Raw genomic sequence first — 22,805 nt, forward strand, 5'->3', positions numbered from 1 at the left:
TTTACGGATCGAGGTCGTCCCCGGCCCGCTCCTCGAAGATCCGCATGGCCTTGGCGGTCACCGGGCCCGGCGCGCCCGGCAGTTCGCGCGCGTCGACGCGGTGGACGGCCTGGACGTCCCGCAGGGTCGAGGTGAGGAAGATCTCGTCGGCCCGCTGCAGGACGTCCAGCGGCAGGTCGGTCTCCCTGGCCCCGGTCCATTCGACGGTCAACGCGCGCGTGATGCCCGCGAGACAGCCGGAGGCGAGCGGCGGAGTGTGGATCTCGCCGTCGAGGACGACGAAGACGTTCGACCCGGTGCCCTCGCACAGCTGTCCGACCGTGTTGGCGAACAGCGCCTCGGAGGCGCCGTCCGCACGCGCGCGTGCGAGGGCGACGACGTTCTCGGCGTACGAGGTGGTCTTGAGCCCGGTGAGCGCGCCGCGCTCGTTCCGCGTCCACGGCACCGTGATCACGGCCGTGGAGTCGGGCCGCGGGGTGGACTCGCCGAGGGCGACCACCAGGGTCGGGCCGTGCTCGCCCCGGTCGGATCCGAGGGGACCGTGGCCACCGGTGTAAGTGATGCGCAATCGCCCGAGCGGCATCGGATTCGCTTCGAGTACGGCGGCGCAGGCGCGGCGGACCTCGTCGTGGTCCGGGTCGGGCAACCCGAGGCCCCGCGCCGACAGGGTCAGCCGGTCGAGATGCCGGGTGAGGGCGAAGGGACGGCCGTCCACCGCCTTCACGGTCTCGAAGATGCCGTCGCCCACGGTCAGCCCGTGGTCGAAGACGGAGACGCGGGCGGTCTCGATGTCCTGCAGCCCGCCGTCGAGCCAGATCTTCACGTAAGGGTCCCTCCACTCACCTCGTACGTCCCCGACGCTACCGCGAGCAGCCGGGACGCCTTCAGTTCGGTCTCCCGCCACTCCCCCTCGGGGTCGGAGCCCCAGGTGATGCCCGCGCCGGTGCCGAAACGCAGCACTCCCTCGGCCCGGTCGATCCAGAAGGTGCGGATGCCGACGGCCAGCTCCCCGGTACCCCGGTCGGCGTCGACCCAGCCGACGCCTCCGCAGTACGGCCCTCGGGGCGCGGTCTCCAGTGCGTCGATGATCCGCAGGGCGCTGGACTTGGGCGCACCGGTGACCGAACCCGGCGGGAAGGCCGCGCCGAGCAGCTCGGGCCAGCCGGCCCCCTCCCGCAGCTCGCCCCGCACCGTCGACACGAGATGGACCAGCCCCGGATGCTTCTCCACGGCGCACAGATCGGGAACGGTGACGCTGCCGGTGGCGCACACCCGCCCGAGGTCGTTGCGCACCAGGTCCACGATCATCACGTTCTCGGCGTAGTCCTTGGCGAGCAGGTCGGCCTCGGTCCGCCCGGTCCCCTTGATCGGCCCCGACTCCACCACGTTTCCCTCCCTGCGCAGGAACAGCTCGGGCGACGCGGTGGCGATCTCGACTCCGTGCCCCGGCAGCCGAATCGTTCCTGCGTACGGCGCCGGGTTGCCGCGGGCCAGCAGCGCGGTCAGCGCGTCCACATCGGCGCCGGGTGCCAGGGGCGCGCTCAGGACACGGCAGAGGTTCGCCTGGTAGACCTCGCCGGTCGCGATGTGCGCGCGAATCCGCCGTACGCCCTCCGTGTACGCGGCGCGATCCAGCGACGACGTCCAGTCACCGACCGCGGGCCCCCGCCACGCCCCCGGCACCGGCGTGGGCACCGGCTCCTGGCGTACGTCGGCGAAGCGGGCGCAGGTCAGCCCGCCCTCGAAGTCCGCGGCGACGGCCCAGAAGCCGGCCGAGTCCAGAGCCGCGGGGTCGCTGGTGACATCGAGGAGTCCGGTGGCGAGGCGCTCGCCGAAACGGGCGAGAGGAGCGAGATCGAGCACGCTGCCGAGTCTATGGCGGGTGTCACGCGGGTGACCTGGCCATGTCCTTGCGGCCGCCCTGACCACGTACGTAGACATGCGCACCGCAGCACGCTGCGCAAACGCGTTTTTGTACTGGCCCCGGAATCCGCTAGAGTTCAACTCGTCGCCGGGCCGCGAGAGCGGAACGAAACGACAAGCGGACGTAGCTCAGTTGGTAGAGCGCAACCTTGCCAAGGTTGAGGTCGCGAGTTCGAGCCTCGTCGTCCGCTCGATGGAAACAGGGGATCTTCCCGAGCCCCTGCACTCCTGGTGGAGTGGCCGAGAGGCGAGGCAACGGCCTGCAAAGCCGTCTACACGGGTTCAAATCCCGTCTCCACCTCCAAGGACGATTAGCTCAGCGGGAGAGCGCTTCCCTGACACGGAAGAGGTCACTGGTTCAATCCCAGTATCGTCCACTGGATCTTCGACACACCATCGAGGGTCTGACCCGCGCGATTAGCTCAGCGGGAGAGCGCTTCCCTGACACGGAAGAGGTCACTGGTTCAATCCCAGTATCGCGCACGCAGTACGCACGATCTTGATCGTGTTTCCCGCGCGATTAGCTCAGCGGGAGAGCGCTTCCCTGACACGGAAGAGGTCACTGGTTCAATCCCAGTATCGCGCACGCACCGAAGCCCCCGGCCCTGCGGCCGGGGGCTTCTTCGTCCCCGGTCAGCTGGAGAACAGCATGTGGCCGAAGCCGCGGTTGCGGTGGTGGCCGCCGTGATGACCACCGTGGCCGCCGTAGTGACCACCGCCGTGCTGCGGAGCACCCCAGGCCGGTGCGCCGGGCTGGGCCGGGTACTGCGGAGCGGCCGGCGGCGGCGGAACGGCGGGGCCGCCGGCCCACTGGCCCTCCAGACGGGTCAGCGCCTCCAGCTCGCCGTAGTCGAGAAAGATCCCGCGGCAGCCGCTGCACTGCTCGATCTGGACACCGTTGCGGTTGTACGTGTGCATCGGTGCATGACACTTCGGACACTGCATCGTCGGCTCAACTCCTCGCCCGTCGGTCCTGCTTGGTGTTACGCCAGGACAGACTCTGTCCGGCTCTGGTCGGTTGCACCCTACTTCGCGAAACCGTCCGCCAACTCCGGCGGGGCGGCCCCCATTCGTTCACAGGCGTCGACGACCGCCTGCTCCACGTCGTCCAGCGCACGGTCCGCCTCGATCGCCTTGGCGATCGCGCGGGCAGCGGTCTGCACGGTCAGGGCGCGGGCCGGGACGTCAAGGGCCGGCCAGGGGTCGCCCTCGACAGGCACCGCGGGCCCACCGGCCTCCCGGTAGGCACCGAGGAAACGGGACCAGTCCTCGGGCGACAGCAGCCCACAGGCGTACCAGGCGGCGGGGCGGGCCAGGTCCCAGGCCGGTTCCCCCACGCCGAGGTCGTCGACGTCGATGAGCCGCCAGGGCCCGTCGGGGACGGGATGGCGGACGAGCTGCCCGAGATGGAGGTCGCCGTGGCAGAGGGTCGTGGTGTCCGGCATGGGCGTCTCGGCGCGGGACCAGGGCGGGAGGGTGAACCAGGCCCGGAGAACGGCGCCGACGTCCGGCCGCTGCCGCCGCCGGGCGACCTCGAGGAGACGGCCGACGGCGAGAGCGGCCTTGACCGGGCCCCTCATGGCGGGCAACCCAGGTGGGGCGGGGGTGCGGTGCAGGCGGGCGAGGAGCGTGGCCGCCGCCTCCCAGGGGGCGGCGTCGGGGTTCTCCGGGTCCACGGGCTCGCCGTACGGCCAGAACGTGACGAGTCTGCCGTGCACATCAACGGGGTTCTGGCTCCGCGGGTCGAGGAGGATGCCGGGGAGGTGGGCGGCCGCGGCGAGACGGGGGGCCAGGTCTTCGGGGGCGGTGCCGGGGGCGTGCGCCTTCGCGACGACGCCGGCATGCCGGACCACGGTGGCGTCGGGGCGGTCGGCGAGGGTGCTGGCTCCACAGGGACACGTCACCGAGCCACGAGAGTGAGCCTCGCTTCTCACCCTGAGGGTGAGCTCGGCGAGGAGAGACTGCGATGTCACGGGGCTCCCTGAGCGACGGGGGTCTGCCGACCCAGTCTGCCAGCGGCTGCGCCGGGCTGAAGCCGGGCGCCTATGGGGGTGCCGGGTTCGGTTGTTGGGCGGGTGCGGGTGCGTTGCGGCTGGTCGCGCAGTTCCCCGCGCCCCTGGGGAGTTGCAGTGACCCTGCGCCAGGACGGGCCGTTCGCCCGGCACCACGGGCCGGTGGCCGGACCGAGCGCCCACGACGGGCCGCAAGCCGCGTACGGCGCGCAGGGGACGGGGTGGGGGGTGTCCGCCCGCAGCGGCCGGCGTCCGTTACTGGGCCCTTCTAAAAGCAACAGCGACCGCCGGACCGAGGACGGATACCCCCCACCCCGGCCCCGACCCCCAACACACGGAACGCGCTACATCCGCCCCCACCGGCCCGAGCAGGCCGCCGCAGGCATCCAGGGGCGCGAGGAACTGCGCAAAACGCCCGCCCCCACCCAGCCGCACCCGCATGGCCGCCCCCCGCTGAACCCCCGGAGGGCAAAGCAATGCCGGCGCAGCTCCCCAGCTGCGCCGGCATTTTGCCGTCCGCCGCACCCCCGTCCCCACGGGGTTTCATGGGTGGATGTCCCCGCCCGGACCGCTCTTCCGGGCCTGGGGTCGCCGCTCAGCGCCCCAGCATCACTCCCACGGACGACGCCTGTGTGGCCACTGTCTCCCAGCCGTCGAAGACGACGAGGAGCAGGACCGCCAGAGGAAGGGCCATCAGCGTCGCCACCAGCGGGTGACGGCGGCCCGTACGGCGGGGCTGACGTGTGCGGGACAGTGCCCGCGGAGCCGTAAGAGCCATGGTCCCTCTCCTGACCGTTCTGTTGTCGTTGGCAGCGGCGGGTGTCTGACCTCGGGGGACGAGTGCTGCACCCGCCGCTTGACCTCAAATCTAGGCGTCACGGGCTCGCCGCACGTCATGCCCTCGTACCGATTGCCGGGCCTCCCCGAGGATGAGCCATGACCAGCCGAGTACTCCCAGGGGTGGAGACGCGGACCTAGGTCTCCGGGTCTTCCCGGAGGGGTCGCCCGGTCTGCCCCGCTTTCTCCGAGCTGTCCTCACGCGGCACCGGCTGCTCCACCAGCGCGAGCACCCGGGTCGCCATGAACCGGGCCGTCCGCACCACCGATCCGCTCCGCGTGACTTCGCTCACTTCCACGACCCCTCGTCGCACCGCCGTCTCCACCCGGCGGCCCGCCCTGCTCGCCACCACCTCATATGTGCGTGTCGTGTCCCCTGCGTCCACGACTATCTCCACGCGATCACCCTTCACGCGTTCAATCCCCCTTCTGGGGCGGGTGGTTGGGATCACATCCGAACCGAAGTCCGCCCGTCCTCCGGCTCCCTGACCACCCCTCAATTCTCCCACCCGGCACTGACAATCCATCGGGACGAGAGGGCGCGGCCTCTGCGCGCGGCGGCCCGCCAATACGTAAGCTGTCGCTCGTCACACGGACCGGGCAGCGGGGATGAACATGGCGATGATGCGCCTGAGGCGCGAGGACCCGCGCGTCGTCGGCTCGTTCAGGCTTCACAGACGGCTCGGCGCGGGCGGGATGGGCGTTGTCTACCTGGGCTCCGACCGCAAGGGGCAGCGGGTCGCGCTGAAGGTCATCCGGCCGGACCTGGCCGAGGACCAGGAGTTCAGGTCGCGGTTCGCGCGCGAGGTCTCGGCGGCCCGGCGGATCCGCGGCGGCTGCACCGCCCGACTGGTCGCGGCCGATCTGGAAGCGGACCGTCCGTGGTTCGCCACCCAGTACGTGCCCGGCCCCTCCCTCCACGACAAGGTCGCCGACGAGGGTCACCTCGGCGCCGCCGAGGTCGCCTCCATCGGGGCCGCCCTGTCCGAGGGACTCGTCGCCGTGCACGAGGCGGGGGTGGTGCACCGCGACCTCAAGCCGTCGAACATCCTCCTGTCCCCCAAGGGCCCGCGGATCATCGACTTCGGCATCGCGTGGGCGACCGGGGCCTCCACCCTCACCCATGTCGGCACGGCGGTCGGCTCCCCCGGTTTCCTCGCGCCCGAGCAGGTGCGCGGCGCCGCGGTGACTCCGGCCACGGACGTGTTCTCGCTGGGCGCGACCCTGGCGTACGCCTCGATGGGCGACTCGCCCTTCGGGCACGGCAGTTCCGAGGTGATGCTGTACCGCGTGGTGCACGAGGAGGCCCAGCTGCACGGCGTGCCGGACGCGGTCGCCCCCCTCATCCGCGCCTGTCTGGCGAAGGACCCCGAGGAGCGGCCGAGCACCCTCCAACTGTCGCTGCGGCTCAAGGAGATCGCGGCCCGCGAGACACAGGGCCTGCCGGATCTGCGTCCGCCCAACCCGCGCGGCGGCGAAGCGGACCGGCCCACCGGACGCATCGCCGACACCTATCCGGAGCGGTCCGTTCAGCGGCGCCCCCAAGGACAGCCGGGGACGAGCGGCTCCCAGGGTGCTCCCCCGGCCCGTGGTACGGGGCAGGTCCGGGGCCAGGGCCCCGCGCGAGGCGGAAGTACCCCGCGCGGCAACGGCGTGCCGTCCTCCCGCCCCGGTTCCCGGCCCACCCCGGCCTCCTCGCGGAACACGTCCCGCTCCGGCAGCGGCAGCCGGCCCGCACCGCGCAGCGGTACCGGACGCCCGGCCGCCAGGAACACCAAGACGGGGCTGCGCCCGGCGAATCCCCGTCTCCTGCGCCAGCGGCTGTTCGTGTTCGTCGTCGTGACCCTGCTCGTGGCGCTCGGCATCGCCGCTGCCCAGGGCTGTCAGGGTCCGTCGCGCGGGCTCGGCGGCGACAGCGGCGTGGTCCGCGAACAGCGGCAGGGACAGGTGCACGCCTCGCCGGACCAGGCACCGCCGCAGCGGTCGGCCCCGGGCCCTACGGACTGAGTACGCCGTAGGCGATGCCCAGACGGCGGGAGGCACCCACCGACCGGAACCGCGCTCGCCCCGCTCAAGCCGACGTTTGCCCCGCCACCACCACAGCACAGGCCGGCTTGGAACCGCCGCCAACGCCGCACAGGCCGGCAGGCGCCCGCAACCCCGCCGCTCAAGCCGCCGTTCGCCCCGCCGCCACCACCGCACAGAGCGGCAGCCGCCACCACCGCAGCACAGGCCGGCAGGCGCCCGCCGCCCCGCCGCTCAAGCCGCCGTTCGCCCCGCCGCCACCACCGCACAGGGCGGCAGCCGCCACCACCGCTGCACAGGCCGCCCTTGGCCCGACCGCCACCGGCCGCTCAGACCGGCCTTGGCCGCCCCGCCGCCATCGCCGCTCAGCCCTGCGGGCGCCCCGTCGCCACCGCGTAGAAGGCGACCGCGGCCGCCGCGCCCACGTTGAGGGAGTCGACGCCGTGGGCCATCGGGATGCGGACCCATTCATCGGCGGCGACCAGGGCCTGCGTGGTCAGGCCGTCGCCCTCGGCGCCGAGCATCAGCGCGACCCGGTCCATCTTGTGCGGGGCGGCCTCGTCGAGGGTTTTGGCCTTGGCGTCCGGGGTGAGGGCGAGGAGGGTGAAACCGGCCTCGCGGACCGACTCCAGCCCCTTGGGCCAGGTGTCGAGACGGGCGTAGGGGACGGAGAAGACCGCGCCCATGGAGACCTTGACGCTGCGGCGGTACAGGGGGTCGGCGCAGTCGGGCGAGAGCAGCACCGCGTCCATGCCGAGGGCCGCCGCCGAGCGGAAGATCGCGCCGATGTTGGTGTGGTCGTTGACGGACTCCATGACCACCACACGGCGGGCGGTCTGGAGCAACTCGGCCGCCGTGGGCAGCGGTTTGCGCTGCATGGAGGCGAGCGCGCCGCGGTGCACGTGGTAGCCGGTGACCTGTTCGGCGAGTTCCGGGCTGACGGCGTACACCGGAGCGGGGAGTTCGTCGATGACGTCGCGCATGACGTCGACCCACTTGGCGGACAGCAGCATGGAGCGCATTTCGTAGCCCGCGTCCTTCGCCCGGCGGATGACCTTCTCGCCCTCGGCGATGAACAGCCCCTCGGCCGGCTCGCGTTTGCGCCGCAGTTCGACGTCGGTCAGGCCCGTGTAGTCGTGCAGGCGCGGGTCGTCGGGATCCTCGACGGTGATGAGATCGGCCACAGGGTGATACTGCCTTGTCCTGGGAGCGGTGCCAACGGCTGGGAACGGGTTGCGTTACCCCGGGTTACGCCGAGGGCTCGGACACCCGCGGTCCTACGGCGACGACCTCACCGATGACGATGACGGCCGGCGGCTTCACTTCCTCGGCGACGACCACGTCGGCGACCGTGGCCAAGGTGGCGTCGACCCGGCGCTGGGCCGCCGTCGTGCCCTCCTGGACCAGGGCGACCGGGGTGTCGGGCGACTTGCCGTGGGCGACCAGGGTCTCGGCGATCTTGCCGATCTTGTCGACGCCCATGAGGATCACGAGGGTGCCGGTGAGCCGGGCGAGCGCGGACCAGTCCACCAGGGAACGCTCGTCGTCGGGGGCGACATGGCCACTGACCACGGTGAACTCGTGAGCGACCCCGCGGTGGGTGACGGGGATGCCGGCCGCACCCGGGACCGAGATCGAGCTGGAGATGCCGGGCACGACCGTGCACGGGATGCCGGCCTCGGCGAGGGCGTGCAGCTCCTCCATGCCACGGCCGAAGACGTAGGGGTCCCCGCCCTTCAGCCGTACGACCGACTTGCCCTGCTTGGCGTGCTCGATCAGCGCGTTGTTGATGGCCTCCTGGGCCATGAAGCGGCCGTAGGGGATCTTCGCCGCGTCGATGACCTCGACGTGCGGCGGGAGTTCGGCGAGGAGGTCGCGGGGGCCGAGGCGGTCGGCGATGACGACGTCGGCCTCGGCGAGGAGACGGCGGCCGCGGACCGTGATCAGGTCGGGGTCGCCGGGGCCGCCGCCGACGAGGGCCACACCGGGGGTACGGCTGCGGTAGTGGGGGGCCACGAGGGTGCCGTCGCGCAGGCCCTCCACGACCGCGTCCCGGATGGCCGCCGTGTGGCGGGGGTCGCGGCCCTTCGCGTTCGTCGTGAGCACGGCGACCGTGACGCCCTCGCTGTGGCCCGTCGCCGGGGTCCAGGCGGTGGCCGCGTCGGCGTCGTCGGAGCGGACGCACCAGACGCGGTGGCGCTCGGCCTCGGCGGAGGCCGCGGTGTTCGCCTCGGGGTCGCTGGTGGCGATCAGGGCGTACCAGGCGTCGGCGAGGTCACCGGTGGCGTAGGGCCGCTTCTGCCAGGCGATCTCACCCGCGTCCGCCATCGCCTCCACCGAGGGGGTGGCCTCCGGGGACACCAGGAGCACGTCCGCGCCCGCCGCGATGAGGGCGGGGAGGCGACGCTGGGCGACCTGGCCGCCGCCGAGCACGACGACCCTGCGGCCGGTGAGGCGGAGGCCTACGGGGTAGGCGGGGTGTTCGGCCATGAGGTGCGGCTCCTCGTCCTGGCAAGGCGATGGGTGCTACGGCGCTGGAGCAGCCCTGACGTGCAGATTTTAGAGATGGGTTCAGCGTACGGCCGGGGTGGAGTGCACGCAGGAGCGCGTACCCCACCCCGGTCGCGGGGTCACTTCTCGGTGACGCCCGCCGAGTCGAACGTGGCGACCTCGTGCATGGCCCGTGCCGTGCTCTGGACCAGCGGCAGGGCCAGCAGCGCGCCCGTGCCCTCGCCCAGGCGGAGGTCGAGGTCGACCAGGGGACGCAGGCCGAGCTTGTTCAGGGCGGCGACATGGCCCGGCTCCGCGCTGCGGTGACCCGCGATGCAGGCCGCGAGGACCTCCGGGGCGATCGCGCGGGCGACGAGGGCTGCGGCGCCCGCGCTGACGCCGTCGAGGATGACCGGGGTGCGCAGGGACGCACCGCCGAGCAGCAGGCCGACCATCGCCGCGTGTTCGAAGCCGCCGATCGCCGCGAGGACGCCGATCGGGTCGGCGGGGTCAGGCTGGTGGAGTTCGATGGCGCGGCGGACGACCTCGGTCTTGCGGGCCAGGGTCTCGTCGTTGATGCCGGTGCCGCGGCCGGTGACCTCGGCGGGGTCGGTGTCCGTGAAGACCGAGATCAGGGCGGCGGACGCGGTGGTGTTCGCGATGCCCATCTCGCCCGTGAGCAGCGCCTTGTTGCCGGCCGCGACCAGGTCGCGCGCGGTCTCGATGCCCACCTCGATGGCCTGCTTGGCCTCCTCGCGGGTCATCGCGGGGCCGGTGGTCATGTCGGAGGTGCCCGCGCGCACCTTGCGGGGCAACAGGCCGGGGGTGGCCGGGAGTTCGGAGGCCACGCCGACGTCGACCACGCACACCTCGGCGCCCACCTGGCCGGCGAAGGCGTTGCAGACCGCGCCGCCGCCGAGGAAGTTGGCCACCATCTGGGCGGTCACTTCCTGCGGCCAGGGGGTGACGCCCTGGGCGTGCACGCCGTGGTCACCGGCGAAGATCGCGACGGCCGCGGGCTCCGGGATCGGCGGCGGGCACTGGCGGGAGAGCCCGGACAGCTGGGCGGAGATGATCTCCAGCATGCCCAGGGCGCCGGCCGGCTTGGTCATCCGCTTCTGCCGCTCCCATGCCTCGCCGAGCGCCTTGGCGTCCAGCGGGCGGATCTGGGAGACGGTCTCGCCGAGCAGGTCGTGCGGCTCCTCGCCGGGCAAGGCGCGGCGGCCGTACGTCTCCTCGTGCACGACCCAGGACAGCGGACGGCGCTTGGACCAGCCGGCCTGCATCAGTTCGGGCTCTTCCGGGAACTCGTCGACGTACCCGACGCACAGGTAGGCGATGACCTCCAGGTGGTCGGGCAGGCCGAGGGCGCGGACCATCTCGCGCTCGTCGAAGAAGCTGACCCAGCCGACGCCGAGGCCCTCGGCGCGGGCCGCGAGCCAGAGGTTCTCCACGGCGAGCGCGGCGGAGTACGGGGCCATCTGCGGCTGGGTGTGCCGGCCGAGGGTGTGGCGGCCGCCGCGGGTGGGGTCGGCGGTGACGACGATGTTCACCGGGGTCTCGAGGATGGCCTCGATCTTCAGTTCCTTGAACTGCTTGGCCCGGCCCTTGGGCAGCGACTTGGCGTACGCCTCGCGCTGGCGCTGGGCGAGGTCCTGCATCGCGGCACGCGTCTCGGCGGAGCGGATGACGACGAAGTCCCACGGCTGCGAGTGGCCGACGGAGGGGGCCGTGTGGGCGGCCTCCAGGACGCGGAGCAGCACCTCGTGCGGGATCGGGTCGCTGCGGAAGCCGTTGCGGATGTCGCGGCGCTCCCGCATGACCTTGAGGACGGCCTCGCGCTCGGCGTCGTCGTACGCGGGCGCGGCGGGGCCCGTGGACTGTCGTGCTTCTTCCACGGGGGCCGTGCTCACTTCTTCCTGGGGTGCCTGGGTTGCCTGGGTTTCCCGGTCTTCCTGATCGGCCGCCCGGGTGTCCAGGTCGTCCGCCTGCTGGGCGAATCCGGGGTCGCCGTCGGCCTCGCGCGGGGCCGGGACCACGGGTTGCCCCGCGTCGTCCACGGGGACCGACAGCGGGTGGGGCGGGGTCGGCGCGAGGTGCGGGGTCGTCGGCACCGATCCTTCGACCGGCACGAACTCACCCAGGGGCTGTCCCGGGTGGGGTTCCAGGGGGACTCCGGCGGGCAGCACGACGGGGGCCCCGTCGGCGCCGGGCACCGCGAACTGGGCTTGTCCGTCGGGGAGGTGGGCCGCGAGCGGCTGGGGTGCGGGTGTCTGCGGACCCTGCGGCGCCTGGTCCGGGGCGGGCGGGAACTCCACCTGTGCCACGGGCTCCTGCACTCCCTGGGCGGGGCCCTGCGGGGCGGGCGGTGCGAGGTCGGGGGCCGGTACGAAGTGGGGGGCCTGCGGATCCTCGGTGAGCTGAGCGGCGAGGGCGGGCTCCTGGGCCTGATCGGCGACCGGCGCCACCTGCTCGGCGGGCAGTGGCTCGGAGGCCTCTGCCGCGAAGTCGCCCTCCGCGGGCGCTGGGAGGTCCTCGGTCACCGGTGCGGTGACGGCGTCCGCCGGCTGCGGAGCCTCACCGGCCTGCGCAGGAGCCTGCGGAGTTACGGCCTCGGAGGCGTCCGGGGCGGCTGCGGCGACGGCTTCTCCGACGGGGAGCGGTGCTTCCGGGGCTGCGGTCTCCGGGGCTGCGGTCTCCGGGGCGTCGACGGCTTCCTGAGCTGCGTCCGGAGCAGGCACGGTTTCCTGATCGGCTGCCGGCTCCGGAGCGACGGCGGCTTCCTGGGACGGGTCCGCCTCCTGGGACGGGTCCGCTCCCTGCACCGCGACGGCTTCCGCGTCCTGGGGCGCGGGCGTGCCCGGGGCAACAGGGGCGTCCTCGGCAGTCACCGCCTCCGGCACGACCTCTTCCGGCTCGACCTCTTCCGGCGCTGCAACGGCTTGCGGGGCGACGGCGGTTGCCGCCTCGAGCCCGTCCTGGCCGTCGTGCCCGTCCTGCCCGCCCTGTTCCTCCGTGGCCGACTCGGCTTCGGCGACCTCCGCGCCGGCGTCGGACACCGCAGCGAGGCCCTCCACGTCGGGCACGGGCCCGGGCGCGGCCACCTGCTCGGCCACCTCGCCCACCTGCGCGTCCTCGGTCACCGGCGCGGCCTCAGCAGCGTCGGCCGCAGTCGGCCCGGCCTCTGTCGCCTCCGCGACAACAGCGGCGTCGGCGATGTCGGCGGCATCGGCGACCGGGACCTCGTCGGGCACCGGTGCGTCCGGCAGGACCTGGTCCGCGGGCACCTCCGCACCGGCGGCCGGGGCGAGCTGAACCTCGTCGGGGAGGGAGCCGTCGCCCGGCACCTGCCCCCCGCCCAGGTCGGCGCCGACGACAGCGGCCGGCTCGGCCTCCACGGGCTGAACGCCGTCGGCCCCGGAGCCGTCGACTCCGGAACCGTCGGCCAGGACCTGGCCCCCTGCGGCGACCGGGACCTGCGACGGGTCCGGCTCGTGCACGGCCTCCGGGCCCGGTGCGGCTTCCGGCTCCGGGGTCACGGGAGCCTCGTACCCGTCGGTCTCCGCCTCGGAAGCGAGGCGGGCCACGGCTGCCTGCGCCGCGCCCACCGGTTCCGGCGCCGGAACAACCGTTTCGGCAGCGGGGGCCACCGTCCCCACCGGCGTCTGGACGGCGGCCTGGACCGGCGCTCCCCAGGGGACGGCGCCCAACGGCTGCGGGGTGTCGAAGTACTCGGGTCCGGGCGCGGCCGCGGCAGGCTGCCGTACCGGCGCGCCCGCGGGACCGCGGTCGGCGAGCGAGCGGACCGGGCTCGCGGAGGCGTCGGGGATCGGCGGGCCGAGGTGCAGCGGCCTGCGGGGGGTGATGGGCGGGATCGGCACCGTCGGAGCCTGGGGCGTACGGACCGCGCTCAGATCGTGCGCTCCGCTGTCGCGCCCGGACATCTCGTGCGGGCCCGGCTCGTGGACGGTCTCCACGACCGGCTCCGGCGCGGGTGGGGCGACCTCGTTGCCCCAGGGGCTCTGGGCGCCCGGCAGCAGCAACAGGTCTTCGTCCTCGGCGGTGGACTCGGAGAGGTAGGTGTACGCAGCGGGGACGCCCGGCTGTTCCACCATGCCTGCGTTCTCCGGCAGCCCGTCGCCCGGGACCTGGCCGGTGTCGGTCATGCGTACCCCTCGCCCATCGGTTAGTGCTTCTACGACCAGCTCACCGGGGACGGCGCACCGACCGCCCCCGCAGTGAAGAACGAGCGTGCGTGCCCAGCGGCACGAACGGCCCGCCGAGAAAGACGACAAAGCCATTAACTGGCATTGTCCCGGCCGTTCCCCCGTCGCGACAGGTTGATCCGCGACAGCCCGCTGTGGACTGCGCCACGTTGCGCGTCCTCCGGTTCTGCCGTACCACACCCACCCCAAAACGGGCGCGCTTTCCGGACATTGACGAACGAATGCCGGGCCACCGGGCGCGGTACAACAGTCGGCCAGCCTACCGCGCGCAGTACGACAACAGGATCACGGGGAGGGCGCACCGGGTCGGGCCGTGCGGTCCGGGAGAACCCCGCTGAGCAGGAACGCGACGCTCCGTTCCGTCTCCGTCCAGGCCCTGGTGTCGAGTTCGACGGACTGGAGCAGGGCGCATTCGACGCGGTAGCCGTGTTCGGTGAGGTCCCGGCCGACGAGTTCGGCCTCGTCGCGGGTGGCCGCGTGGGCGACGATGCGCTGCGGGCGGCGGTCGGCGACCGCGGAGACCACGGCCACTCCCCCGCCGCCGACCCGGACGACGTCCGGTTCGGGCAGGTTCTCCAGTACGTGCGGAGCGGTGCCGGGGACGATCTGGACCTGGAGTCCGAAGGCGCGGGCGTTGGCCTCGGTGCGTTCGCAGGCCCTGAGGTCGCGGTCGACGGCGATGACGGCGGCCCCCGCCCGGGCGGCCTCGGTGGCGAAGGCGCCGCTGCCGCATCCGATGTCCCACACCAGGTCGCCGACGCGCGGTCCCAGGCGGACGAGTTGGGCCGCGCGCAGCGGTTCCAGTTCGCCTTCGCCCATGAGACCGCCGTAGGACTCGGCGGGCAGGGTCCAGCCGCGCGGCGCGGCGGCCGGGTCACGGCCGGCGATCCAGCCGCCGTCCGGCGTCACGGGAGCCGTGCCGCCGATGACGATGACGATGTTCGGGTCGCGCCAGGTGTGGTCGGCGGCCTTGTCGGAGGTGACGACGGTGACCTGTTCGCGGTCGGTGCCCAGTTCCTCGCAGATGACGAAGGTGCGGTGGACGCCCTCCATCAGCAGGCCGAGTTCGGCGGGCCCGGCACCGGGCGAGGTGAGGACGGCGACCTTGGGGTGGGCCCGGCACACGTTCACTGCGCGTCGCAGGGTGCGCCGGTGCGCGACGACCACCTGGGCGTCGTCCCAGGCCATGCCGGCCCGCGCGAAGGCGGCGGCGACCGAGGAGACACCGGGGACGACCTCGACCTCCAGGCCGAACTCGGGCGCGCGCAGGGTCCGTACGACTCCGAAGAACCCGGGGTCGCCGTCGGCGAGCACGACCGCGCTGCCACGGTGGCCGGTGATGCGGCGGGCGGCGAGGGCGACGCTGCCGAGGCGGATGCGTTCGGCGTTGGGGGGCACCTCGGGGAGTGCCAGGTGGTGGGCGGCGCCCGCGACCAGCGTGGCGGCGCCGAGGGCGGAGCGTGCCGCGGCGGTCAGCGGCGAGCCGTCCCAGCCGATCACCGTGACCCGGTCGGCCATCGTCTCTCAGTCTCCAGGGGTGTGCGCGGGCCGTCGTCGGTGGGCAGCCTGCGGGCGGCTCCGTGAGGGTACCCGGTGCTCACCGGAAGCACTTTCGCCGGCCTTGGTTCGAATCGGGTCAGTTCCAGTCTGAGTACGTCGTGAAGCCGTCCGTGTCGGCCAGTTGGTCGCCCGCTCCGTCGAGGTCCTCGGGCAGCAGGCTCCACACGATGAAGTCGGTGCGGACGTCGCTCCAGGTGCCGTCGTCGGCGCGGACGTGCGCTATGCAGGCGCCGCGCAGGACGCCCTCGCTGATACAGCCGATCTTCTGGGCGACCTGCTGGGAGGCGGTGTTGTCGGCCGCCGTGCGCAGCTCGATCCGCTCGAACTTCTGGTCCGTGAACAGCCACTGGGCGGTGGCGAGGGCGGCCTCGGAGGCGTAGCCCTCACCGCGGGCCCAGGGGGCGATGATGTACGACAACTCGGTGGACCGGACGTGCCAGTTGGTCTTGGCGAGCTGGACGATGCCGACCAGGCGCTGGGTGAGGAACTCGGTGACGGCGAGGTCGAGTCCGCGGCCCGCCTCCCGCTCGGTCGGCGCGTACCGTGTGATCCAGCCGCGCGCCTGGTCCTCGCTGTAGGGCTGGGGCACATCGGTCCAGGCCCCGACCTGCTCGTCGTTCATCATCTCGGCCAGCGCGGGCACGTCGTCCTCGTCGAGGGGGCGCAGCACCAACCGCTCCGTGCTGATGGAGATGTTGGGGAAGGTGCCACTCATGCGCCACTCCGTAACCGTCGGAAAACCTGCAGGGCCTGCTGAACTGCCCAGCATGCAGCATGAAAGCACCGAACCGCATCACGGGGCCCACACCTGGTGACGGAGTGGACCCCGTGCGTGGCGATACGTCGTATACGCGCCGGTAGCCTTGCGCCGCTCAGAAGGACGCGATGACCGAGCCCGCGTACTTGTCCTGGATGAACTTCTTGACCTCGGGGGAGGTCAGCAGCTTGGCGAGCTTCTTCACGCGCGGGTCGTCCTGGTTGCCCTCCTTGACCGCGAGGAAGTTGCCGTAGGGGTTGTTCTTCGCGGACTCCAGGACGAGGGCGTCCTTGGCGGGCTTGAGGTCGGCCTCGATGGCGTAGTTGCCGTTGACGACGGCCGCGTCGACGTCGTCGAGTGAGCGCGGGGTCTGGGCCGCCTCCAGCTCCTTGAACTTGAGGTTCTTCGGGTTCTTGGTGATGTCGGAGGGGGTGGCCTCGTTGCCCACGCCGTCCTTGAGGGTGATCAGACCGTTCGCGGCGAGCAGCTTGAGGGCGCGCGCCTCGTTCACGCTGTCGTTCGGGACGGCGATCGTCGCGCCGCTCTTGAGGGCGTCGGCGCTCTTGACCTTGTGGGAGTAGAGGCCGAGCGGCTCCAGGTGGACCGTGACGACGGGCACGATGTGGGTGCCGCGCTTCTTGTTGAAGTCGTCGAGGTACGGCTGGTTCTGGAAGTAGTTGGCGCCGACCGAGCCGTCCTCCGTGGCCGTGTTCGGGGTCACGTAGTCCGTGAACTCCTTGACCTCCAGGTCGAGGCCCGCCTTCTTCGCCAGGTTCTCCTTGACGTAGTTCAGGATCTCGGCGTGCGGGGTGGGACTCGCGGCGACGACCAGCGCTCCGCTGGTGTCGGCGGCGGAGTCCGAGCCGGACGAGCCGCAGGCGCTGAGCCCGAGGGCGAGGGCCCCGGTGGCGAGGAGGGCAGTGGAGAGCTTTGCGGTGTTACGCACGAAAAGTGCCTTTCCTTTTGGGTGCAGCGAACCCCGCGTACGGGTGCACGGGGAAATCGGGGGTGTCTCAGACGGTCTTGGTGTCCGCCGTGGATGCCTTCAGCAGCCGCAGCTTCGGTGCCGGACCGGAGCGTCCGCCGCGGCTGTGCAGCGAGCGGGCCGCGTAGTCGCCGGCGAACTGGATGAGCGAGATGACGACGGCGAGGATCGCGACGGTGATCCACATGAGCTGGGTCTCGAAGCGCTGGTAGCCGTAGCGGATGGCGATGTCTCCGAGGCCGCCGGCGCCGACCGTGCCGGCCATCGCGGAGTAGCCGATGAGAGCGACGATCGTGGTCGTGGTGCTGGCGATCAGCGAGGGCAGCGCCTCCGGCACGAGGACCTTGCGGACGATCGTCCAGGTGTTGCCGCCCATCGACTGCACGGCCTCCACGAGCCCGCCGTCCACCTCGCGGACAGCCGTCTCGACCAGACGCGCGAAGAAGGGGATGGCGCCGATGGCGAGCGGCACGATGGCGGCCTCGCGGCCGATGGTCGTGCCGGTGATCGAGCGGGTGAAGCCCATCAGCGCGACCATCAGGATGATGAAGGGCATCGAGCGGGCGACGTTCACGACCTGCCCGATGACCTTGTTCGCGACGACGTTCTGAAGGAGGCCGCCGCGGTCGGTGAGGACGAGGAGCACACCGAGCGGAAGTCCGCCCACGACGGCGATGACGGTGGACCAGCCGACCATGTACAGGGTGTCCCAACACGCCTGCTCCAGCAGGGGCTGCATCTCGGACCAGGTCACTTGGCACCTTCCTTCACCAGCTGGGGCTCACCGACGACGTCGATCTGAAGGCCCTGTTCACGCAGGAAGCCGACCGGCACGACGTTGTCCTCGTAGCGGCCGGGCAGTTCGATGCGCATCCGGCCGACCTGGAGGCCGCCGACGGTGTCGATGGCGGCACCGAGGATCGATATGTCGATGTTGTACGTGCGCGACAGCTGGGAGATGACCGGCTGGGTCGCCGCCTCGCCCTGGAAGGTGACGTCGAGGACGGTCCGGTCCTCGCCGGTGGCCTCGCCGCCGACGGGGAAGAGCGCGGAGGCCAGTTCGGAGCCGGGGGTGGCGAGCAGTTCGCTGACCGTGCCGGACTCGACGATGCGGCCGTTCTCCATCAGGGCCGCCGAGTCGCAGACCGACTTCACGACGTCCATCTCATGGGTGATGAGCAGGACGGTGAGCCCCAGTTGCCGGTTCAGGTCGCGCAGCAGCTGGAGGATCGAGCGGGTGGTCTCGGGGTCGAGGGCGCTGGTGGCCTCGTCGGACAGGAGCACCTTGGGGTCGCCGGCCAGGGCGCGGGCGATGCCGACGCGCTGCTTCTGCCCGCCGGAGAGCTGGGCCGGGTAGGCGCCCGCCTTGTCGGCGAGCCCGACGAGGTCCAGCAGTTCGAGTGCCTTGCGGGAGCGCTCCTTGCCGGACCTGCCGAGGATCTCCAGCGGCAGCTCGACGTTGTCCTGGACGGTCCGGGTGGACAACAGGTTGAAGTGCTGGAAGACCATGCCGATACGGCTGCGCGCCTGCCGCAGCTCCTTGCCTGCGCGCGGACCGCGGCCCGCGAGGGCGGTGAGGTCCTGTCCGGCGACGGTCACCGTGCCGGCGGTGGGGCGCTCCAGCAGGTTGACGCAGCGGATGAGCGAGGACTTGCCGGCGCCGGACTGGCCGATGACGCCGTACACCTCGCCTTCGCGGACGTGCAGATCGACGCCGTCCAGGGCGGTGACCTCACGGCCGCGCGAGCGGTAGACCTTGGTCAGGCCTGTTGTCGTGATCACTGGGTTTCCGTCACTGTCGAGTACGCGGGCGTGGGTGTGCCCTGGTACGGGAGAGAAGTCGTGCGCGGGCACATGGGTCTCGTACGGCGTTCAGCGCGAACGGACGTGCCGGGGTGGCTCGCTTCGGGGCGCGAGGCTCAAGGGGTGATGCGAGGGCCCTCTAACAGGCGCACATTCGACACATACAACGAGCACCGGGCGTCATGGTCGCCTCGGTCGCAAGGGTGCGGCAGCTCGTCGTGGTCATGCGATCAGTAAAGCAGACGTATGGGAGCGACCAAGAACCCGCTGTCCACATCGCGGACAGCGGTGGACAGGGGTTCAGGAGCGGACGGAGATCTCCACGTTCCCGGTGGTGACCAGTGCCGACAGGGCCGACAGGTTCTCGACCACCAGGTCGGCGTCGAGTTCGTGTGCCCGGTGGGTTGTGGTCAAGGCCACGGTCGTCATCCCGGCGGCGCGGCCGGCGCGCAGGCCCGCGGGGGCGTCCTCGAACACGACACAGCGGGCCGGGTCGACGCCGAGTTCACGGGCGGCGAGCAGATAGGGCTCCGGGTCGGGCTTGCCGCGCGTGACGTCGTCGGCGGCGACCAGGGTCTTGGGGCGGATGCCGACCGCTTCCAGCCGGGCCTCGGCGAGACGGCGGGTGGCGGAGGTGACGACGGCCCAGCGGTCGGCGGGCAGGGAGTCGAGGAAGGCCCTGGTCCCGGGCAGCAGATGCACCCCGCCGTTGGGGACGTCCTCCACCTCCAGCTGCTCGATCCGCGCGAGGGCCCGCGGTACGACGTCGGCGGGGAGCAGGTCGGCGGCTATCTCGACGGCCGGGCGGCCGTGCAGTTCGACCCGGTCGAAGGCCTCACGGGTGATGCCGAACTCCTCGGCCCAGCGCGTCCAGCAGCGGTCGACGGATTCGAGGGAGGAGACGAGGGTTCCGTCGTTGTCGAACAGGAGGGCTTCGGCGTGGATCTTCATGCCTTCGACCCTACGGTGCCCGGCGGGGGCGGCCGCATCAGGCCTTTTGGACCGTAATAGGCTCGCCGCATGTTTGATGTCCTGACGCTGGTGACCGGCGTCGCCGCGCTGCTGCTGGCCGCCTGGTGCGGCTGGGCCGCGTACCGTGACCAGCCGACCAAGGACTGGCACTTCATCGGGATGGCCGTGGTGTCGGCGCTGGCTTTGGTCCAGCTGGTCGTCGGGATCGTGCAGTTGGCGCGGGGCGAGAAGCCGGAGCAGGGGACGACGATCTTCGTCGCCTATCTGCTGGGCGCGTTCGCGTGCGTACCGGCGGCGGGGTTCATGTCGCTCGCGGAGCGGACGCGGTGGGGATCGGTGACGGTCGCCGCCGGCGGTGTGGTGCTGGCCGTTCTGGAGGTGCGGCTCTATGACATCTGGGGAGGCTGACGTGCGTCGGCGACGGCTGACCAGTGGGCCGGGGACGCTGCTCGTGTGGCTGTACGGGGTGATGGTGGTCGGGGCGGTGTCGCGGTCGGCGGTGCAGATCTCCACCGAGTTCGACCGGGCGCCGCTGGCATATTCGCTGTCCGCGGTGGCGGGTGTCGTCTACGGGTTCATCACCTACTCGCTGGTGCGGGGTGGAGAGACGGCCCGTAAGGCGGCGCTGGTGTGCTGTGTGGTTGAGCTGCTGGGCGTGCTGACGGTGGGGACGTGGACGTTGGTCGAGCCGTCCGCGTTTCCCGATGCGACCGTGTGGTCGGACTTCGGGATCGGATACCTCTTCATCCCCGTGCTGCTTCCGCTGTCGGCGATCTATTGGCTGCGGAAGGGTGCGCCGGACGGGGATGCCGCCTGAGGTTCGTCTGGCGGCATCCGGTCCGTTGCGGCTGGTCGCGCAGTTCCCCGCGCCCCTAAAGACTCATGCGGTGGCCGCATATGTTCCTGCGGGCTTCTCCAGGACGATCATCGGGACTCCGTCCGCGCCCTCCGACGTGCCCACCGTCTGGTAGCCGACCTTGCGGTAGAGGCGGAGGTTGCCCTCGCTGCGGTGGCCGGTGTGGAGGCGGAAGCTCGTCGCTCCGCGCTCGTCCGCCAGAGCCGCTTCCGCCGCCCGGAGGAGCCTCGCGCCGATGCCGTGGCCCTGGAGGCGGGGGTGGACGCAGAGTTTGCCGATGGCGGCCGAGCCGTCCTCGGTGACGCGGCCGCGGACCGAGCCGACCACCTCTTCTCCCAGGCGGGCCACGAAGACGCAGTCCGAGACCACCTCCGCGCGGACCGAGTCCAGGGTCTGGACGAGCGGATCGATGCGGTAGTTGCCGTACAGCGCCGCTTCACTCTGGAAGCACAGGTACTGCAGCCTGAAGATCTGCTCCGCGTCCTGCTCGGCCGCCGCAGAGATGGTCACGCTCATGCCCATGTGCGCACGCCTCCCGCTCACCTGATCGCCTGTTGTCCCCCACTCCTATCCCCGCACCCGGTGCGCCGCAACCTCCGGCGAGAGCAATCGCCGAAGACATCCCAGGCATCTGGAACGTTCCGGACCGAGACTGCCCTGTGAGATACCCAACTCCCCCGCGATCTCCCGGTAGGTGAGGTCCCTCGGGGAGAGGAGGGCCGCCATGAGCGAGGGGCAGCGGCCGGGCAGACGGCGCACCGCGTCGTGCAGGGCCCGGTGGCGGGCCGCGGCGAGCGTGAGCTGTTCGGGGGTGCGCTCGTGGTCGGCCGCGGGTTCGGTGTCGTACGGCCTTTCGCGACGGGTCGTACGGCGGCTGCGGCGGGACTCGGAGCGGACGGCGCGGCGCAGCCAGCCGGGCGGGTCGAGGGGCGGGCCCTGGGTCTCCAGGTGCTCCAGGAGGCGGAGCCAGACCGCCTGTTCAAGATCGGCGGGTTCCGTACCGGTGGCATGTGCCTCGGCAGAGGCCTCGGCGGTGAGCAGCGGGCGCAGGGTGGCGACCAGGTCGTGGGTCATATGCGGTACGACACGGCCGCCCGGGCCATGGGTTGCCCGGGCGGCCGCAAGTCACCCCCATCGGGGGGCGGGGGCTCAGCCGTTGACGAAGTCCTGGCGGGCCAGGACGCCGGTGTCGGCGTTGTCGGTGAAGACGCCGTCGATGCCGGTGGCGAAGTACCGCTTGAAGGCGCCGAAGGCGTCTCCGTAGGCGTCCGCGTCGGTTCCCTTGCGGTACTCCGTCGGCAGGAAGGGGTTCTCGTTGCGCATGGTGTAGGGGTGCAGGATCAGCCCGACCTTGTGCGCGTCGGCGACCAGGGTGGTCTCCTTGTCGAGGCTGCCGTCCGCCTTCTTCGTGATGACCAGGTCGAGGGTCGGGCCGATGCCCTGGGCGTAGCCGGCGATCTCCCTGAGGCCCTTGGGCGTGATCAGGTCGGCCACGGTGCGCGGGTCACCGGCCTCGACGAAGTCCCAGGGCCGGGTGTTCGCGGCCGACAGGAGGACGACGAGCGGGTTGTCGATCAGCTTGTTCAGGCGCTGGATGCTGGTCGGCTCGAAGGACTGCAGGATGACCGGGGAGTTCCGGCGGTCCTTGCCGTGTTTGTGCAGGAGCTTGGCGACCCGCTCCTCGAGGCCGAGGCCGAGCCTGCGGAAGTAGGTGGGGTGCTTGGTCTCGGGGTAGATCCAGACCTGCTTGCCGCGCTTACGGGTCTGCTCGTCCTGCCACTTCAGGACTTCCTCGAAGGTGGGGATCTCCCAGCGGCCGTTGTAGAGCGTGTTGTGCGGGCGGTTGGCCGGGATGCGCTCGATCGCGCGGAGCGTCTTGAGCTCGGCGAGCGTGAAGTCCTCGGTGAACCAGCCGGTGAGGGAGACGCCGTCGAGGACCTTCGTCCTCTTCCGGTCGGCGAACTCCTTGTGGTCGGCGACGTCGGTCGTGCCGCCGATCTCCGGTTCGTGGCGGCAGACGAGGTGGCCGTCCCGGGTGGGGACGAGGTCGCCGGCCTCGACGACGTCGGCGCCCAGGTCGAGGGCGAGCTGGTAGGAGCCGAAGGTGTGCTCGGGGCGGTAGCCGCTGGCGCCCCGGTGGCCGATGACCGTCGGCACGGGCAGGCTCTTCAGTCCGCCGCCGTGTCCCGCGGTTCCCGCGGTCGCGGCTCTCGCCGTGCCGGACAGGCCCAGGACCGCTCCCCCTGCGCCGAACACCGCGGCCCCGAGAAGTGCCCGCCGTGCGGTGCCGTCCGTGTGCTCGTCCTGCGATCCCATGTGGACCCCTCCTGCCGTCGCCTCTTCGATGCGCGCCGATCGT

The 22,805-nt window shown here is 71.9% G+C and carries 21 protein-coding genes and 5 tRNA genes; 8 read left to right on the forward strand and 18 right to left on the reverse strand.

What is annotated here, in order from left to right; all coding sequences use genetic code 11:
• Position 1: 1 nt before the first annotated feature.
• Both IOD14_RS30250 and IOD14_RS30255 read right to left on the reverse strand, forming a co-directional pair.
• A complete protein-coding gene (locus tag IOD14_RS30250) occupies positions 2 to 823 on the reverse strand; it encodes an aminodeoxychorismate lyase (RefSeq protein WP_123987983.1) in 822 nt (273 codons plus the stop codon).
• Positions 820 to 1,863 (reverse strand): chorismate-binding protein, encoded by a 1,044-nt coding sequence (locus IOD14_RS30255; RefSeq protein WP_123987984.1) that lies wholly within the window; start codon positions 1,861 to 1,863, stop codon positions 820 to 822. Before IOD14_RS30255 ends, IOD14_RS30250 begins: the two co-directional genes overlap by 4 nt.
• Positions 1,864 to 2,041: 178 nt before the next feature.
• Between IOD14_RS30255 and IOD14_RS30260 the strand changes: the two genes are divergently transcribed.
• From IOD14_RS30260 to IOD14_RS30280, 5 genes are all read left to right on the forward strand, one after another.
• A tRNA-Gly gene (locus IOD14_RS30260) sits at positions 2,042 to 2,114 on the forward strand.
• Between the two features lie 39 nt (positions 2,115 to 2,153).
• A tRNA-Cys gene (locus tag IOD14_RS30265) sits at positions 2,154 to 2,227 on the forward strand.
• A 1-nt stretch (position 2,228) separates the two neighbouring features.
• Positions 2,229 to 2,300, forward strand: a tRNA-Val gene (locus IOD14_RS30270).
• Positions 2,301 to 2,334: 34 nt separating this feature from the next.
• Positions 2,335 to 2,406, forward strand: a tRNA-Val gene (locus IOD14_RS30275).
• A 31-nt stretch (positions 2,407 to 2,437) separates the two neighbouring features.
• Positions 2,438 to 2,509 (forward strand) — tRNA-Val (locus IOD14_RS30280).
• A 47-nt stretch (positions 2,510 to 2,556) separates the two neighbouring features.
• Here IOD14_RS30280 and IOD14_RS30285 read toward each other — a convergent pair.
• The 4 genes from IOD14_RS30285 to IOD14_RS30300 form a co-directional block, all read right to left on the reverse strand.
• A complete protein-coding gene (locus IOD14_RS30285) occupies positions 2,557 to 2,868 on the reverse strand; it encodes a zf-TFIIB domain-containing protein (RefSeq protein WP_123987985.1) in 312 nt (103 codons plus the stop codon).
• An 80-nt stretch (positions 2,869 to 2,948) separates the two neighbouring features.
• Positions 2,949 to 3,896 (reverse strand): aminoglycoside phosphotransferase family protein, encoded by a 948-nt coding sequence (locus tag IOD14_RS30290; RefSeq protein ID WP_212672049.1) that lies wholly within the window; start codon positions 3,894 to 3,896, stop codon positions 2,949 to 2,951.
• A gap of 634 nt (positions 3,897 to 4,530) precedes the next feature.
• Positions 4,531 to 4,713, reverse strand: coding sequence for a hypothetical protein (locus tag IOD14_RS30295; RefSeq protein WP_028807692.1), 183 nt, complete (start codon positions 4,711 to 4,713; stop codon positions 4,531 to 4,533).
• Positions 4,714 to 4,909: 196 nt separating this feature from the next.
• Positions 4,910 to 5,185 carry a hypothetical protein gene (locus IOD14_RS30300; protein ID WP_123987987.1) on the reverse strand — a complete coding sequence of 92 codons (276 nt, stop codon included), beginning with the start codon at positions 5,183 to 5,185 and terminating at the stop codon, positions 4,910 to 4,912.
• 196 nt (positions 5,186 to 5,381) lie between these two features.
• On the opposite strand from IOD14_RS30300, the gene IOD14_RS30305 reads away from it, so the two are divergent.
• A complete protein-coding gene (locus IOD14_RS30305) occupies positions 5,382 to 6,779 on the forward strand; it encodes a serine/threonine-protein kinase (RefSeq protein WP_123987988.1) in 1,398 nt (465 codons plus the stop codon).
• A 383-nt stretch (positions 6,780 to 7,162) separates the two neighbouring features.
• Here IOD14_RS30305 and IOD14_RS30310 read toward each other — a convergent pair whose 3' ends face one another.
• The 9 genes from IOD14_RS30310 to IOD14_RS30350 form a co-directional block, all read right to left on the reverse strand.
• Positions 7,163 to 7,981, reverse strand: coding sequence for an RNA methyltransferase (locus tag IOD14_RS30310; RefSeq protein WP_123987989.1), 819 nt, complete (start codon positions 7,979 to 7,981; stop codon positions 7,163 to 7,165).
• A gap of 64 nt (positions 7,982 to 8,045) precedes the next feature.
• A complete protein-coding gene (cobA, locus tag IOD14_RS30315; protein ID WP_212672050.1) occupies positions 8,046 to 9,287 on the reverse strand; it encodes a uroporphyrinogen-III C-methyltransferase in 1,242 nt (413 codons plus the stop codon).
• A 140-nt stretch (positions 9,288 to 9,427) separates the two neighbouring features.
• Positions 9,428 to 13,453 (reverse strand): nicotinate-nucleotide--dimethylbenzimidazole phosphoribosyltransferase, encoded by a 4,026-nt coding sequence (cobT, locus tag IOD14_RS30320; RefSeq protein WP_212672051.1) that lies wholly within the window; start codon positions 13,451 to 13,453, stop codon positions 9,428 to 9,430.
• A gap of 345 nt (positions 13,454 to 13,798) precedes the next feature.
• Positions 13,799 to 15,031 (reverse strand): precorrin-6y C5,15-methyltransferase (decarboxylating) subunit CbiE, encoded by a 1,233-nt coding sequence (gene cbiE, locus IOD14_RS30325; protein ID WP_123987992.1) that lies wholly within the window; start codon positions 15,029 to 15,031, stop codon positions 13,799 to 13,801.
• Between the two features lie 118 nt (positions 15,032 to 15,149).
• Positions 15,150 to 15,788 (reverse strand): GNAT family N-acetyltransferase, encoded by a 639-nt coding sequence (locus IOD14_RS30330; protein ID WP_212672052.1) that lies wholly within the window; start codon positions 15,786 to 15,788, stop codon positions 15,150 to 15,152.
• Positions 15,789 to 15,945: 157 nt separating this feature from the next.
• The gene (locus IOD14_RS30335) at positions 15,946 to 16,776 is read right to left on the reverse strand and encodes a MetQ/NlpA family ABC transporter substrate-binding protein (RefSeq protein WP_212672053.1); all 831 of its coding nucleotides are present in this window, start codon (positions 16,774 to 16,776) and stop codon (positions 15,946 to 15,948) included.
• A 67-nt stretch (positions 16,777 to 16,843) separates the two neighbouring features.
• Entirely contained in the window at positions 16,844 to 17,569 is a 726-nt protein-coding gene (locus IOD14_RS30340) for a methionine ABC transporter permease (protein WP_123987994.1), read from the reverse strand.
• A complete protein-coding gene (locus tag IOD14_RS30345) occupies positions 17,566 to 18,597 on the reverse strand; it encodes an ATP-binding cassette domain-containing protein (protein WP_123987995.1) in 1,032 nt (343 codons plus the stop codon). The genes IOD14_RS30340 and IOD14_RS30345 overlap by 4 nt, the downstream gene beginning before the upstream one ends.
• 321 nt (positions 18,598 to 18,918) lie before the next feature.
• Positions 18,919 to 19,569, reverse strand: coding sequence for an HAD family hydrolase (locus IOD14_RS30350; protein WP_123987996.1), 651 nt, complete (start codon positions 19,567 to 19,569; stop codon positions 18,919 to 18,921).
• A 69-nt stretch (positions 19,570 to 19,638) separates the two neighbouring features.
• On the opposite strand from IOD14_RS30350, the gene IOD14_RS30355 reads away from it, so the two are divergent.
• A complete protein-coding gene (locus IOD14_RS30355) occupies positions 19,639 to 19,998 on the forward strand; it encodes a hypothetical protein (protein ID WP_123987997.1) in 360 nt (119 codons plus the stop codon).
• Positions 19,979 to 20,407: a hypothetical protein gene (locus IOD14_RS30360; RefSeq protein ID WP_123987998.1), complete on the forward strand. Its 429-nt coding sequence runs from the start codon at positions 19,979 to 19,981 to the stop codon at positions 20,405 to 20,407. Before IOD14_RS30355 ends, IOD14_RS30360 begins: the two co-directional genes overlap by 20 nt.
• 63 nt (positions 20,408 to 20,470) lie before the next feature.
• Here IOD14_RS30360 and IOD14_RS30365 read toward each other — a convergent pair whose 3' ends face one another.
• From IOD14_RS30365 to IOD14_RS30375, 3 genes are all read right to left on the reverse strand, one after another.
• Positions 20,471 to 20,968 carry a GNAT family N-acetyltransferase gene (locus tag IOD14_RS30365; protein WP_123987999.1) on the reverse strand — a complete coding sequence of 166 codons (498 nt, stop codon included), beginning with the start codon at positions 20,966 to 20,968 and terminating at the stop codon, positions 20,471 to 20,473.
• A gap of 45 nt (positions 20,969 to 21,013) precedes the next feature.
• A complete protein-coding gene (locus IOD14_RS30370; protein WP_212672054.1) occupies positions 21,014 to 21,520 on the reverse strand; it encodes a sigma-70 family RNA polymerase sigma factor in 507 nt (168 codons plus the stop codon).
• A 75-nt stretch (positions 21,521 to 21,595) separates the two neighbouring features.
• Positions 21,596 to 22,762, reverse strand: coding sequence for a glycerophosphodiester phosphodiesterase (locus IOD14_RS30375; RefSeq protein ID WP_212672055.1), 1,167 nt, complete (start codon positions 22,760 to 22,762; stop codon positions 21,596 to 21,598).
• Positions 22,763 to 22,805 lie beyond the last annotated feature (43 nt).

The sequence above is a fragment of the Streptomyces sp. A2-16 genome, from assembly GCF_018128905.1.
GTDB lineage: Bacteria > Actinomycetota > Actinomycetes > Streptomycetales > Streptomycetaceae > Streptomyces.